Below are 12,954 nucleotides of genomic sequence, written 5' to 3'. Positions count from 1 at the left end.
AATTGAAAGTTCGTGGTGGGAGAATCACAAAACCTAAATACATCACGTGGTGGATGTTTGCAGTCGTTGCGTTTTTAATTTTTGTTTTGCTGCAAATTCCTGCGGCATGGCTCATTGCAAAATTTTATAAAAACAACCAAGTTTTACATAACGTCAGCGGTAATATTTGGCATGGACAGGCTGATTGGCAAACTGGAAAATTGCGCGGGACGGTGCTTTGGACCACCCGACCTTTAGATTTACTGCTCCTTCGTGCAGGTGCCAATCTCGAAATTTATAGTGGCAATACCAAGCTTGAAGGCGTTTTGGCCTATGGGTTTGGAAAAAAAATAATGGTGCGTGATTTAAACGGACAAATTGCACCAGAAACGTTAAAGTCGTTGGCCAATTGGCAATGGCCGAGTAATGCGGTTCAGTTACAAGAAATTGATTTTAATTATAAAAAAGAGCAGGGATTTGACCAAGTGGATGGGGGGGTACAATGGGCAGGCGGCGAACTCATGTATATCTTTGCGCAGCGCCCACAACAAATGCAGATTCCATCGTTGGCGGGTCGTTTGTCGCAGGAGCAAAATAAGCTGATAGTCGATTTACGCGATCAACGACAACAAAAACTGATGAACCTGACCATCGACCCAAGTCTGATGTTAGATGTGCAATTAACCCAGCGTCTCATGTTGAATGTCCCGTCATATCAAGGCAAAGCAGGCCTAGATAGTTATGTGGTGAGTTCACGTCAGCCTTTGCTTAGTGGGGGCTTTTAATGGGTTTTGATCTGCAAAAATTACCAGAGCTAAATCTCAAACAGTTTGAACGTATAGCACCACTGTGCTTAATGCTTTTGATCTTAGCACTATGCTGGAAGTTGGCTGGCTTATTTTGGCTTTGGGTGGCGCCACCACAAGTCATGCAAATGCCACGCGTTGAATTGGGTTCGCAGCAACCTCAAGTTCCGAATATTACCAATTTTGCGTTATTTGCAGAGCAAAGTAAGAATCCCGCAGATGATCAGCTCAATTTACAGCTACAAGGGGTGGTGGTTGGACAACCCAGTCAGTTCTCATCTGCTGTGATTAAGGCAAATAATGTAGCAGAGCGCTATCGGGTGGGGGAAAACATCGAAGGCAGCGCTTATTATTTGTCAGAGGTGTATTGGGATCGCGTGATTCTCAAAAATAACAGTGGGCAAACCCGAGAATTGTTTTTTCAAGGGATTGATAATTTAGATCAGCAAATTGTGCCCCCAGCAACAGCACCCGTTGCAGCGCCTGCTGTGAGTCAAGAGCAGCAAGCATTAGGCCAAGCAGTACAGAACTTACAACAAGATCGTGAGCAATATTTAAAAGATTTGGGTGTAAATACCAGTAATACAGGGCAAGGTTATCAAGTCACTGAGCAAACACCAGCTGCACTGCGAAGCCGTTTAGGCTTACAGGCAGGGGATCAGATTATGTCTTTAAATGGTCAAACGATCGGACAGGGGCAAAACGACGCGCAGTTGTTAGAACGTGCGCGCCGTGAAGGACAAGTAAAAATAGAAGTGAAACGTGGTGATCGTATCATTACGGTACAACAGAATTTTCAGTGATCGAACATCACCAATATTAGTTAGGAATGACTTGGATTTATGGCTTTATTGAATCACCGCCCTGCTTGGGCACTGACAATCGCAGCGCCTTTGCTTGCCATGGTGAGTACAGCCAGCTATGCACAAACGTGGAAAATTAATCTGCGCGATGCGGACTTAACTGCATTTATTAATGAAGTTGCCGATATTACGGGGAAAAACTTTGCAGTTGATCCACGGGTACGCGGCAATGTCACGGTGATTTCAAACAAAGCGTTGAATAAGCAAGAAGTCTACGACTTGTTCTTAGGGGTCTTGAATGTCAATGGTGTGGTTGCGATTCCTTCTGGGCGGACCATTAAAATTGTGCCTGACAGTAATGTTAAAAGTTCAGGCATTCCCTATGATGTTCGTCACCGTGCCACAGGCGATCAGGTTGTGACGCGGGTGATTTGGCTGGAAAACACCAATGCCAATGACTTGATTCCTGCACTGCGTCCATTGATGCCGCAGTTTGCGCATTTATCTGCAGTGAATGGCACCAATGCACTGATTGTGTCAGATCGCGCCAGCAATATTTATCAGCTTGAGACCATCATCCGTAACTTGGATGGGACGGGACAAAATGACATCGAAGCGGTGTCGTTGCAGTCGAGTCAGGCTGAGGAAATGATTGGGTTGTTGGAAAGTATGAGCGGAACAGGCTCGATCAAAGATTTAAAGGGTTCCAGAATACGAATCATTGCAGATAACCGTACCAATCGGATTATTCTAAAAGGGGATACCGCGACGCGTAAACGTATTCGCCAAATGATCGAGATGCTGGATGTACCTGCTGCGGAGCGTCTAGGCGGATTGAAAGTGTTCCGCTTAAAATATGCCAGCGCTAAAAGCTTATCCGAAATTTTACAAGGTTTGGTCTCAGGGCAGGCTGTTAATTCTAGCGAGTCTAACGACAGCAATAACAATAGTAATTCCAGCTATAACCAAAATAATAGCGTGAGTGAAGGTTCATCTTCACAGATTTCCACCCCAAGTATTAACTTAAACAGCCAGTCCAATCGCAATCAGAACAACATCACCAGCTTTAACAGTAATGGGGTCAGTATTATTGCCGATAGTTCGCAAAATGCGTTGGTGGTCAAGGCTGACCCTCAATTGATGCGTGAAATCGAGTCTGCTATTCAGCAGTTGGATACCCGTCGCCAGCAAGTCCTGATTGAGGCGACTATTCTCGAGGTGGAAGGCAATGATGCCGACCAGTTGGGCGTGCAATGGGCGATGGGTGATTTAAGTAGTGGTGTTGGGATTATCAATTTTGACAATATTGGTTCGAGTCTCAAAAGTATTGCTGCAAACTATTTAACGGGTGGCGGTGCGGGGGCTGCAAGTGCAATTGGCGCGGGTGGTTCGTTAATCCTTGGGGATTATAAAGAAGGCAGTGATGGCTCGCGTCAGTTATATGGCGCGATGATCCAAGCATTAAAAAGTAATACCAAGTCGAATTTGCTGTCTACACCATCGATTGTCACCATGGACAATGAAGAGGCCTATATCGTCGTGGGTGAAAATGTGCCCTTTGTAACAGGCTCAGTTTCTACGACCTCTTCAGGTACAGCCAACCCTTACACCACCATTGAACGTAAAGATGTAGGGGTGACGCTTAAGGTGGTGCCGCATATTGGTGAAGGTGGCACCATCCGCTTAGAGATTGAACAAGAAGTCTCGGATGTCAAAACCAATAAAGGTGAAGCGCAGGATTTGGTCACCAGTAAGCGTGCGATTAAAACCTCGGTCTTGGCGGAACATGGCAATACCATCGTTTTAGGTGGCTTGATTTCGGATAATACGTCTTATTCACGCCAATCGATCCCAGGTCTTGGTGCAATACCGGGGTTGGGGCGTTTATTCCGCTCAGATGGTAAGTCGGATCAGAAACGCAATTTGCTGGTTTTCATTCATCCGACGATTGTGGGGGATGGAGAGTCTGCACGTCGCCTTTCTCAGCAGCGCTACAGTCAGCTTTATAGCTTGCAGTTGGCCATGGATAAAGATGGTAGCTTTGCCAAGTTGCCTGAAAATGTCGATGATGTCTTCCAACAGCGCTTGCCTGTGACATCAACCAAACCGACCTTGCCACAATCGTATCAACAGGTGCCAAGCAGTCCAACCACAACGCAACCGATGGTTGAAACAACGCCTGTGGCTATTGAACCTGCGATTCGTAAACAGCCGATTGCTAATGTTCCTAAAAATACCACCTCGCGTCAGTTATACCCAACGGGTCACCCTTATATTGGCTTGAACCTAATGGAAAATGTTCAAGGTGCTCGCGTGGCACACATGGCACAGGCGGTATCGACAAGCTATTCCATCCCTGAGCGATATACTGAGAATGTCTCGATAGGTTCAGCCTAGCTGTCCTACTATTCATCTGTGAGGGAAGGTGAAATGGTAAAGAATATTCTCTGTGTTATCATAAATCAGCACATAGAGAGATAAGTCATGACTTGGAAAATACAAGCAATTACTGGCGAATTAACTGGTCAGGAAATAAGCATTGATCGTGATATGTTGGTCGGTCGTCATCAAGCAGCGGATATTTTATTACAACAATCTGAAATTTCGCGTAAACATGCGGCCTTTTTACTGAAAGAACAGGCTTTGTGGCTACAAGACTTGGGTTCTTCAAACGGCACGTATGTAAATGATGTGCAAATTGCGGCAGAAACGTTGTTGAAGCAGGGTGATATCGTCCAGTTTGCAAGCTTAAAGTTTTCGGTCTTTGAGCCTGCTAAAGCGTTAGAAGATGTGGTGGAATCGGTAGAGGCTGCAACTTTGGGCGCGGCTGTGGTTGAAACATCGATTAGCCAGCCATCTGAAGCAGTAGCTGCTTCAGAAACGGCTCAAGCGGAAGTGAGTGCTGATGCGCCTGTTGTTGAGCCAGAACTGCCGAAAACGGCAGCTCAGCATATGAGCGATCAGGGCATGCCTGAGCTAAAAGAACGCGATGGTAATGTGAGTTTAACGCGTGACGGGATGCCGCAAAATGTCGGTATTCCGAAACCCGCTCCTATTCCTGCAGGGGTGGATTTGAATGCGCCTAGCGTACCTCAGGTTGAGAACAACGAGGCTTCAAAAGTACAGGTTGAGCAAGAGGTGGAAACTCAGAAAAATGCCTCGCTCGGGTTAATCTCGATTATTGTCTTGATTATTTTAGCGATTATTGCTTGGCTGATGTTCAAATAAAACGCAGATCACACTACAATCAAGGCATGCACAAGCATGCCTTGATTGTTTTTGGGCAGTACACGATAAAAATGGGTGAGGATGAATGAATATTGCAAATGTGGCACAGCGAGAGGTTTTACTTTTCGATCTAGATGGAACCTTGGTGGATTCAGCAACAGATTTGCATCGTGCCATGAATATGAGCCTGAATGCTTTGCAACTGCCTACCGTTACTGAAGCGCAGGTGCGGGTCTGGGTTGGTAAGGGAACGGCGCTATTTTGTCAAAGTACCTTGCAACATTTAACGGGTAAAGTCGATCCTGCTCAGCAACAACAATTGTTGGAGACGTTTTTAAAAATTTATAATGCCGACCCATGTGTGGAAACTCAGCCTTTTGATGGCATTCTGGAGTTTTTAGAATGGGGCTTGGCACAAAAGAAAACCATGATTTGCGTGACCAATAAACCTGAATTGCCTGCACGCGCCATTGTCGATCATTTAGGCATGGCCCATTATTTTGCGGATGTCATCGGCGGCGATCGTTTCGAAGAGCGCAAACCGCATCCGCGCCAATTGTTACATTGTGTTGAGCAATATGCGCAAAGCAAAGATCAGGTCTTAATGATTGGGGACTCATCCAATGATGTTGAGGCTGCACGCCGTGCGGGTATTGATTGTGTTGTGGTCAGCTATGGCTATAATCATGGTGAAAATATTTTAGACTGTCAGCCACAGCAAGTGGTGGATAATCTGTGTGAACTGATCGGGTAACTTTGCAAACGAAGGAATGAACATGAGTAAACATATGACTTTTCGATGGCGAAACTCCAAGCACTAATTTTAAAAACTGATCACGCCATATTGAAAAAATAGAGAACACTCATGACAACGCAAACTCAATTCGATCAACTCAAAACAGCGGGTTATAACCTGATTCCTGTCTATCGTCAGCGCTTAGCCGATACTGAGACACCATTGTCCGTCTTTGCGCGCCTAAAAGAGCATAAGCAAGCCTATTTGTTTGAATCTGTGGAAGGTGGGGAGAATTGGGCACGCTATTCTATTATTGGTTTAGGTGAATCTACCGTGTTCTCATGCAACGCGGGTGAGCTAACCATTCAACAAGCCGACGGCACCATAGAAAAACAACCTTGTACAGATCCGTTTCAATTCATCCGGGATTTTCAGTCGCGGTATAAAGTACCTACTCAAGCTGATTTACCTGCTCTGCCAAGCTTTACAGGGGGCTTGGTGGGCTACTTTGGTTATGATGCGGTACGTTATATTGAACCGCGTTTAAACAACGCGCCAGAAGCAGATCCAGTGGGTTTACCTGATATTTGGATGATGCTGTCTAAAACAGTGATTGTGTTTGATAACTTAAAAGATACGCTATTCCTGATCGTGCATGCCGATGTGGTTGACGCGGATGCGTATAGCCAAGCCCAGCAGCAACTGGATGCATTGGAAGATTTACTCGCAACGCCAATTAGTCTAAAAGCCACGCCGCATACTGCACCGCATTTTGAGTCACTCACGGGCAAAGCAAAATTCTTAGAATCGATTGAAACGGTGAAAGAATACATCCGTGCGGGCGATGTGATGCAGGTGGTACCAGGGCATCGCATGGTCTCTGACTTTGATGGTGAGCCTTTACAAGTCTATCGTGCGCTACGTCATTTGAACCCATCGCCTTATTTGTTCTTGGTACAAGGGCAAACTTTGGAAAATAATCAGCCTTTTCATATTGTCGGTTCTTCCCCTGAAATTTTATCTCGCCTTGAAAATGGGATTGCAACCGTACGTCCGCTGGCAGGAACACGTCCACGTGGTAAAACCAAAGAAGAAGATTTAGCGCTTGAACAAGACTTGCTGTCGGATGAAAAAGAGATTGCTGAACATTTAATGCTGATTGACTTGGGTCGAAATGATGTCGGTCGTGTCTCGAAAATTGGCAAAGTGCAAGTGACTGATCAAATGGTGATCGAACGTTATTCGCATGTCATGCATATTGTTTCCAATGTGCAAGGTGAAGTTCGTGATGATGTGGATGCATTGGATGTTTTTAAAGCAACTTTCCCTGCAGGCACACTTTCAGGTGCGCCAAAAATCCGTGCGATGGAAATTATTGATCAAGTTGAGCCCGTAAAACGTGGAATTTTTGGTGGTGCTGTTGGTTATTTAGGCTGGCATGGCGAAATGGACATGTCGATTGCGATTCGTACCTGCGTTATTCGTGAAAATAAGGTCTATGTTCAGGCAGGAGCGGGGCTTGTTTATGACTCAAATCCTGAATCTGAGTGGAATGAAACCCAAATAAAAGCTCGCGCAGTGATCAAAGCGGTTGAATTATCGTCAAACGGATTGATTTTGTGAGTTTTTGACGTTTTTTTTGAAAAAAACACTTGCAAGGATTTTGAGTTTTGCTAAACTGCACACCGTTCCGATACGAAACGTACGAAACACTAAGAAACGCCGGCATAGCTCAGTTGGTAGAGCAACTGACTTGTAATCAGTAGGTCCACAGTTCGAATCCGTGTGCCGGCACCATCTTAGGGGGTTGAGTGAGTTAAGTAAAGAGCGACACTGAAGTAAGTGTAAAATGGTGAGGTTCCCGAGCGGTCAAAGGGGGCGGACTGTAACTCCGCTACGAAAGTTTCGAAGGTTCGAATCCTTCCCTCACCACCAATTTTAAGACTTCAAGAAAGTGGTCTTTGTACCAACATCGTGCGGGAGTAGCTCAGTTGGTAGAGCGGTAGCCTTCCAAGCTACATGTCGCGAGTTCGACCCTCGTCTCCCGCTCCATTTGAAGTTTTATATTTGCTCTTATAGCTCAGTGGTAGAGCACTCCCTTGGTAAGGGAGAGGTCTCGAGTTCAAATCTCGATAAGAGCTCCAGATTACAGTTTAGTAGAAATTCTACAAATTTTTAAAGAAGCAGGCTTATTAGTCTGCTTTTCAAGTATTTGGTGTTTGATTTTTTAGGCGATGTGTCGATACTGAGTTGTTTATACCTGTGTTCGACGTAAACGAGGAAGATGAACATGGCTAAGGCTAAGTTTGAACGTAATAAGCCACACGTTAACGTGGGCACAATCGGTCACGTTGACCATGGTAAAACAACTTTAACAGCTGCAATTGCAACTGTATGTGCGAAGAAATTCGGTGGCGAAGCGAAAGACTACGCTGCAATTGACTCTGCACCAGAAGAAAAAGCACGTGGTATTACAATTAATACTTCACACGTAGAATACGATTCTCCAACTCGTCACTACGCACACGTAGACTGCCCGGGCCACGCCGATTATGTTAAAAACATGATTACTGGTGCTGCTCAGATGGACGGCGCGATCCTTGTATGTGCAGCGACTGATGGTCCAATGCCACAGACTCGTGAACACATCCTTCTTTCTCGTCAGGTTGGTGTACCTTACATTCTTGTATTCCTTAACAAGTGTGACCTTGTTGATGATGAAGAACTTCTTGAATTAGTAGAAATGGAAGTTCGTGAACTTCTTTCTACTTATGACTTCCCAGGTGATGACACTCCAGTTATCCGTGGTTCAGCTCTTCTTGCACTTAACGGTGACGCTGGTCAGTATGGCGAAGAAGCAGTTGTTGCGCTTGTTGACGCACTTGATACTTACATTCCAGAGCCAGTACGTGCAATCGACCAAGCATTCTTAATGCCAATCGAAGACGTATTCTCTATTTCTGGTCGTGGTACAGTAGTAACTGGCCGTGTAGAAACTGGTATTGTGAAAGTAGGCGAAGAAGTTGAAATCGTTGGTATCAAAGATACAGTTAAAACAACTGTAACTGGCGTAGAAATGTTCCGTAAACTTCTAGACGAAGGTCGTGCGGGCGAGAACTGTGGTGTTCTTCTACGTGGTACTAAACGTGAAGACGTACAACGTGGTCAAGTACTTGCTAAACCAGGTGCAATCAAGCCGCACACTAAATTCGATGCAGAAGTATACGTACTTTCTAAAGAAGAAGGTGGTCGTCACACTCCATTCCTTAACGGTTACCGTCCACAGTTCTACTTCCGTACAACTGACGTAACTGGCGCGATCAAATTACAAGATGGCGTTGAAATGGTTATGCCTGGTGACAACGTAGAAATGTCAGTAGAATTAATCCACCCAATCGCAATGGACCCAGGTCTACGTTTTGCGATCCGTGAAGGTGGCCGTACAGTTGGTGCTGGTGTAGTTGCTAAAGTAACTGCATAATTATAAAATAAAATTACAAATTGGGGTTTCGACTCCAATTTGTTTTGCAGGTCAGTAGTTCAATTGGTAGAGCGTCGGTCTCCAAAACCGAATGTTGGGGGTTCGAGTCCCTCCTGGCCTGCCAACTTTTTTATAAAAGACGCTTGATGTCGGCAAAACTGGTCATATAATAAGTCGCGAAACCTACGACGAGTACAAAAATGTCGAATGAAAAATTACGCGACGCACAAAGCGACGCGGCAATCCCTCAAAGAAATAATTCTGCTGAAGTAGTTAAATCTGGTTCTCCCCTAGACGTCGTCTTATGGATTATCGCATTGATTTTATTAATTGGTGCGACCATGGTGAATCAACACCTACCAGCGTATTGGGCACCAGCCAACGATATCTGGGTGCGCGTTGGGGTAATTTTGGCTTGTATCATCGTGGCATTCGGTTTATTATACGCCACCCATCAAGGCAAAGGCTTTGCTCGTTTGTTGAAAGACTCACGAATTGAGCTGCGTCGAGTGACTTGGCCAACGAAGCAAGAGACCATGACCACATCTTGGCAGGTGCTTGCGGTTGTAGTTGTTGCATCCATTTTATTATGGTGTTTTGACTACATTTTGGGCTGGTTAATGAAGTTTATTATCGGGTAAGAGAGCTATGAAACGTTGGTACATTATTCATGCCTATTCAGGTTATGAAAAACAAGTGATGCGTTCACTTAATGATCGAATCCAGCGTAGCGCTGTAGCCGATAGCTTTGGTGAAGTCCTTGTTCCTACCGAAGAAGTGGTAGAAATGAAGGATGGTAAGAAACGTAAATCTGAGCGTAAGTTCTTTCCAGGCTATGTATTGGTCGAAATGGAAATGAATGATGAAACTTGGCACATTGTTAAAGAATGTCCAAAAGTTTTAGGTTTTATTGGTGGTACGGCTGAGAAACCGGCGCCAATTACCCAACGTGAAGCAGATGCGATTCTTGCTCGTGTACGCAATACTGGTGAAGCACCACGTCCGAAGACGATGTTTGAACCAGGCGAAGAATTACTCGTAATTGACGGTCCATTCACAGACTTTAAAGGTGTGGTGGAAGAAGTTCTATACGAAAAGTCACGTTTAACGTTGACCATTAATGTATTTAATCGACCAACTCAGGTTGAGCTGGAATTTCGCCAAGTCGAAAAATCAGTTTAATTGGATGTGGTTGAAAAACGCCTGGCTTATTGATAAGTCAGGCATTGTTGTTGTAACGGTATCGTTACTTAGAAATTGGGGAGCCTTCATCGGCGTTTGTACCCAGAGGTAATTTGAAATGGCTAAGAAGATTGACGGCTATATCAAGCTGCAAGTTCCAGCTGGTAAAGCGAATCCATCTCCACCGATTGGTCCTGCATTGGGTCAACGTGGTGTTAACATCATGGCATTCTGTAAAGAATTCAATGCTGCGACACAAAAACTTGAAGTTGGTTTACCAATTCCAGTCGTGATCACTGTGTACAACGACAAGTCGTTCACATTCATCATGAAAACTCCTCCTGCATCTATTCTTCTTAAGAAAGCTGCTGGTATCCAAAAGGGTTCTGCTGTACCTAACAAAACTAAAGTTGGTAAGTTGACTCGTGCTCAATTGGAAGAAATCGCGACTACTAAAGAACCAGATTTAACTGGTGCTGATTTAGACGCACGTGTTCGTACCATCGCTGGTTCTGCACGTTCTATGGGCTTGGAAGTGGAGCTATAAGACATGGCAAAGTTAACTAAACGTCAAAAAGCCATTGCTGCTGCTATTGAAGCAAACAAAGTTTACACTTTAGAAGAAGCCGTAGCTGTTCTTGCTGGTCTTCCTGCTGCGAAATTCAAAGAATCTTTGGATGTTGCGGTAAACCTAGGTGTTGACCCTCGTAAATCTGACCAAGTTGTTCGTGGCGCGACTACACTTCCTGCAGGTACTGGTAAAACTGTACGTGTAGCTGTGTTTGCTCAAGGCGCTGCTGCTGAAGCTGCTAAAGCTGAAGGCGCGGACGTGGTTGGTTTTGATGACCTTGCTGAAAGCATCCAAGCGGGTAACCTTGACTTTGATGTAGTGATTGCTGCTCCTGATGCAATGCGCGTTGTGGGTAAGTTGGGTACGATTCTTGGTCCACGTGGCTTAATGCCAAACCCTAAAGTGGGTACTGTAACTCCTGACGTAGCTGGTGCAGTTAAAAATGCAAAAGCTGGTCAAGCACGTTACCGTGTAGACAAAGCGGGTATTATCCACGCTGCGATCGGTCAAGTAGATTTCTCTGCTGAAGCTGTTCGTCAAAACGTTGAAACTTTGATTGCAGACTTGAAAAAGTTAAAGCCTGCGACATCTAAAGGTGTATACATCAAAAAGATCACTTTGAGCTCAACTATGGGTCCAGGTCTTGTTGTTGATGTAAACAACGTTTCTAACTAAGTTTAACTTAGACAGAATTTTAAAGCCCTGAGTAATATTTGAAGCACTGCTTCAAATATTACGCAAGAGAAACCGGTTTCGGACTACTTGCAAACTTAGGCAAACTTTGAATTGGTAAATGTAGATTTATCAGCGTCAAAGACCTCAGGCGAGAGTAATTTCGATTACTTTCTTAATTTCCCAGCCTGAGTAGACGCGGTGGTGTGATTTGTTCATCCTCCGCGTGTAAGTTCAGTGATGAACTTGCGAATTGGGAGTGTACTTCGCGTAAGTACATAAATCACCGTTAGGAGGTTTTACAATGGCTCTTCTTATCGAAGGCAAAAAACAGATCGTTGCTGAAGTAACTGAAGTTGCTTCTACTGCGTTTGCTGCTGTTGTTGCTGACTACCAAGGTTTAACTGTTGAGCAATTAACTGCTCTTCGTGTTGAAGCTCGTAAGTTAGGTGTTGCTACACGTGTTGTACGTAATACTTTGGCTAAACGCGCTCTTCAAGATACTCCATTCAATATCTTGAACGACAACCTTGTTGGCCCAACAATTTTAGCTTTCTCAACTTCTGCAGATGATATGGGTGCTGCGGCACGCTTATTCGAAGAATTTGCGAAAACTAACAAAGCATTTGAACTTAAAGCTGCTGCATTTGAAGGCAAACTTTATCAAGGCGCAGAAGTTAGCGTTATCGCGAATCTTCCAAACCAAGAGAAAGCGCTTACTATGCTTGCAAACGTTCTTCAAGCTCCTATTTCGAAATTGGGTCGCTTACTTACAGCGCTTCAAGAGAAAAACGAGTCAGAAGCTGCATAAGCTCAAACTTAAACACACATCATTCAATACCCATTTGGAGTTACTCTCATGGCTTTAACAAACGAAGAAATCTTAAACGCAGTTGCTGAAAAAACTGTTCTTGAACTTGTTGAACTTATTTCTGCTTTCGAAGAAAAATTCAACGTATCTGCTGCTGCTGTAGCTGTAGCTGCAGGTCCTGCTGCTGCTGCTGCTGAAGAGCAATCAGAATTCAACGTTGAGTTGACTTCTTTCGGCGCGAACAAAGTAGCTGTGATTAAAGCAGTTCGTGAAATCACTGGTCTTGGCTTGAAAGAAGCTAAAGACATGGTTGAAGGCGCTCCTTCAGTTCTTAAAGAAGCAGTTTCTAAAGAAGAAGCTGAAGAACTTAAGAAAAAACTTGAAGAAACTGGTGCTACTATTACTATTAAGTAATGTTACCAGGGGGGGAATATTAATTTCACCCCAAAAATTGGCTGATGGCTCTTGGGTCATCAGCCTTTTTGCGTTACAATAATCGGCTCGATTTTTGTTTGCTTGGTGGAAAATCCATCAAATTAAAATAAAGAAAAGAATCAAACGCTTACCAATATTTTTCAAATTTAAAAATATTGGTAAGCGTTTCAATACCACTGAAAATTGCAGCATTTGTAAAAAGTGGTGGCCATATCGGCCTGCGTAATTCCTTCTGAGCCCGTTCTGCAGG

The 12,954-nt window shown here is 44.4% G+C and carries 13 protein-coding genes and 5 tRNA genes; all 18 read left to right on the top strand.

Annotation, left to right across the window (positions count from 1 at the left end; all coding sequences use genetic code 11):
- Nucleotides 1-53: 53 nt before the first annotated feature.
- The 18 genes from gspN (at nucleotide 54) to rplL (ending at nucleotide 12,683) form a co-directional block, all read left to right on the top strand.
- Entirely contained in the window at nucleotides 54-764 is a 711-nt protein-coding gene (gene gspN / locus AC5EUN_RS15310) for a type II secretion system protein N (protein WP_171518793.1), read from the top strand.
- Nucleotides 764-1,588 carry a type II secretion system protein N gene (locus AC5EUN_RS15305; RefSeq protein ID WP_159153591.1) on the top strand — a complete coding sequence of 275 codons (825 nt, stop codon included), beginning with the start codon at nucleotides 764-766 and terminating at the stop codon, nucleotides 1,586-1,588. The genes gspN and AC5EUN_RS15305 overlap by 1 nt, the downstream gene beginning before the upstream one ends.
- A gap of 39 nt (nucleotides 1,589-1,627) precedes the next feature.
- On the top strand, nucleotides 1,628-3,985 hold the full coding sequence (gene gspD / locus AC5EUN_RS15300) for a type II secretion system secretin GspD (RefSeq protein WP_160361883.1): 2,358 nt from the start codon (nucleotides 1,628-1,630) through the stop codon (nucleotides 3,983-3,985).
- Nucleotides 3,986-4,072: 87 nt separating this feature from the next.
- Nucleotides 4,073-4,816 (top strand): FHA domain-containing protein, encoded by a 744-nt coding sequence (locus AC5EUN_RS15295; RefSeq protein WP_160361882.1) that lies wholly within the window; start codon nucleotides 4,073-4,075, stop codon nucleotides 4,814-4,816.
- 85 nt (nucleotides 4,817-4,901) lie between these two features.
- Nucleotides 4,902-5,570, top strand: coding sequence for an HAD-IA family hydrolase (locus AC5EUN_RS15290; protein ID WP_160361881.1), 669 nt, complete (start codon nucleotides 4,902-4,904; stop codon nucleotides 5,568-5,570).
- Between the two features lie 111 nt (nucleotides 5,571-5,681).
- Nucleotides 5,682-7,175: an anthranilate synthase component I gene (gene trpE, locus AC5EUN_RS15285; protein ID WP_062033221.1), complete on the top strand. Its 1,494-nt coding sequence runs from the start codon at nucleotides 5,682-5,684 to the stop codon at nucleotides 7,173-7,175.
- Between the two features lie 98 nt (nucleotides 7,176-7,273).
- Nucleotides 7,274-7,349, top strand: a tRNA-Thr gene (locus AC5EUN_RS15280).
- 54 nt (nucleotides 7,350-7,403) lie between these two features.
- Nucleotides 7,404-7,487 (top strand) — tRNA-Tyr (locus AC5EUN_RS15275).
- Between the two features lie 41 nt (nucleotides 7,488-7,528).
- Nucleotides 7,529-7,604 (top strand) — tRNA-Gly (locus AC5EUN_RS15270).
- A 17-nt stretch (nucleotides 7,605-7,621) separates the two neighbouring features.
- Nucleotides 7,622-7,696, top strand: a tRNA-Thr gene (locus AC5EUN_RS15265).
- A 146-nt stretch (nucleotides 7,697-7,842) separates the two neighbouring features.
- On the top strand, nucleotides 7,843-9,033 hold the full coding sequence (tuf, locus tag AC5EUN_RS15260; RefSeq protein ID WP_010325730.1) for an elongation factor Tu: 1,191 nt from the start codon (nucleotides 7,843-7,845) through the stop codon (nucleotides 9,031-9,033).
- Between the two features lie 48 nt (nucleotides 9,034-9,081).
- Nucleotides 9,082-9,157, top strand: a tRNA-Trp gene (locus tag AC5EUN_RS15255).
- 76 nt (nucleotides 9,158-9,233) lie between these two features.
- Nucleotides 9,234-9,674, top strand: coding sequence for a preprotein translocase subunit SecE (secE, locus tag AC5EUN_RS15250; protein WP_004692774.1), 441 nt, complete (start codon nucleotides 9,234-9,236; stop codon nucleotides 9,672-9,674).
- Between the two features lie 7 nt (nucleotides 9,675-9,681).
- Nucleotides 9,682-10,215: a transcription termination/antitermination protein NusG gene (nusG, locus tag AC5EUN_RS15245; protein WP_004692772.1), complete on the top strand. Its 534-nt coding sequence runs from the start codon at nucleotides 9,682-9,684 to the stop codon at nucleotides 10,213-10,215.
- A 118-nt stretch (nucleotides 10,216-10,333) separates the two neighbouring features.
- The gene (gene rplK, locus AC5EUN_RS15240; protein WP_004668262.1) at nucleotides 10,334-10,762 is read left to right on the top strand and encodes a 50S ribosomal protein L11; all 429 of its coding nucleotides are present in this window, start codon (nucleotides 10,334-10,336) and stop codon (nucleotides 10,760-10,762) included.
- A gap of 3 nt (nucleotides 10,763-10,765) precedes the next feature.
- Entirely contained in the window at nucleotides 10,766-11,461 is a 696-nt protein-coding gene (gene rplA / locus AC5EUN_RS15235; protein WP_010325731.1) for a 50S ribosomal protein L1, read from the top strand.
- A gap of 301 nt (nucleotides 11,462-11,762) precedes the next feature.
- Entirely contained in the window at nucleotides 11,763-12,269 is a 507-nt protein-coding gene (gene rplJ / locus AC5EUN_RS15230; RefSeq protein WP_010325732.1) for a 50S ribosomal protein L10, read from the top strand.
- Nucleotides 12,270-12,317: 48 nt separating this feature from the next.
- Nucleotides 12,318-12,683, top strand: coding sequence for a 50S ribosomal protein L7/L12 (gene rplL, locus AC5EUN_RS15225; RefSeq protein WP_004692767.1), 366 nt, complete (start codon nucleotides 12,318-12,320; stop codon nucleotides 12,681-12,683).
- The last annotated feature ends 271 nt before the right edge of the window (nucleotides 12,684-12,954 follow it).

It is taken from the genome of Acinetobacter sp. CAU_H_S170_2, from assembly GCF_058890445.1.
Note: the sequence above shows the minus strand (reverse complement) of the source record. Positions and strands in the feature narration are given on the sequence as shown.

Bases quoted from the DNA above. Each gene is read 5' to 3' on its own strand.
- gspN (WP_171518793.1), top strand. From the start codon at position 54: ATGTTTGCAGTCGTTGCGTTTTTAATTTTTGTTTTGCTGCAAATTCCT.
- AC5EUN_RS15305 (WP_159153591.1), top strand. From the start codon at position 764: ATGGGTTTTGATCTGCAAAAATTACCAGAGCTAAATCTCAAACAGTTT.
- gspD (WP_160361883.1), top strand. From the start codon at position 1,628: ATGGCTTTATTGAATCACCGCCCTGCTTGGGCACTGACAATCGCAGCG.
- AC5EUN_RS15295 (WP_160361882.1), top strand. From the start codon at position 4,073: ATGACTTGGAAAATACAAGCAATTACTGGCGAATTAACTGGTCAGGAA.
- AC5EUN_RS15290 (WP_160361881.1), top strand. From the start codon at position 4,902: ATGAATATTGCAAATGTGGCACAGCGAGAGGTTTTACTTTTCGATCTA.
- trpE (WP_062033221.1), top strand. From the start codon at position 5,682: ATGACAACGCAAACTCAATTCGATCAACTCAAAACAGCGGGTTATAAC.
- tuf (WP_010325730.1), top strand. From the start codon at position 7,843: ATGGCTAAGGCTAAGTTTGAACGTAATAAGCCACACGTTAACGTGGGC.
- secE (WP_004692774.1), top strand. From the start codon at position 9,234: ATGTCGAATGAAAAATTACGCGACGCACAAAGCGACGCGGCAATCCCT.
- nusG (WP_004692772.1), top strand. From the start codon at position 9,682: ATGAAACGTTGGTACATTATTCATGCCTATTCAGGTTATGAAAAACAA.
- rplK (WP_004668262.1), top strand. From the start codon at position 10,334: ATGGCTAAGAAGATTGACGGCTATATCAAGCTGCAAGTTCCAGCTGGT.
- rplA (WP_010325731.1), top strand. From the start codon at position 10,766: ATGGCAAAGTTAACTAAACGTCAAAAAGCCATTGCTGCTGCTATTGAA.
- rplJ (WP_010325732.1), top strand. From the start codon at position 11,763: ATGGCTCTTCTTATCGAAGGCAAAAAACAGATCGTTGCTGAAGTAACT.
- rplL (WP_004692767.1), top strand. From the start codon at position 12,318: ATGGCTTTAACAAACGAAGAAATCTTAAACGCAGTTGCTGAAAAAACT.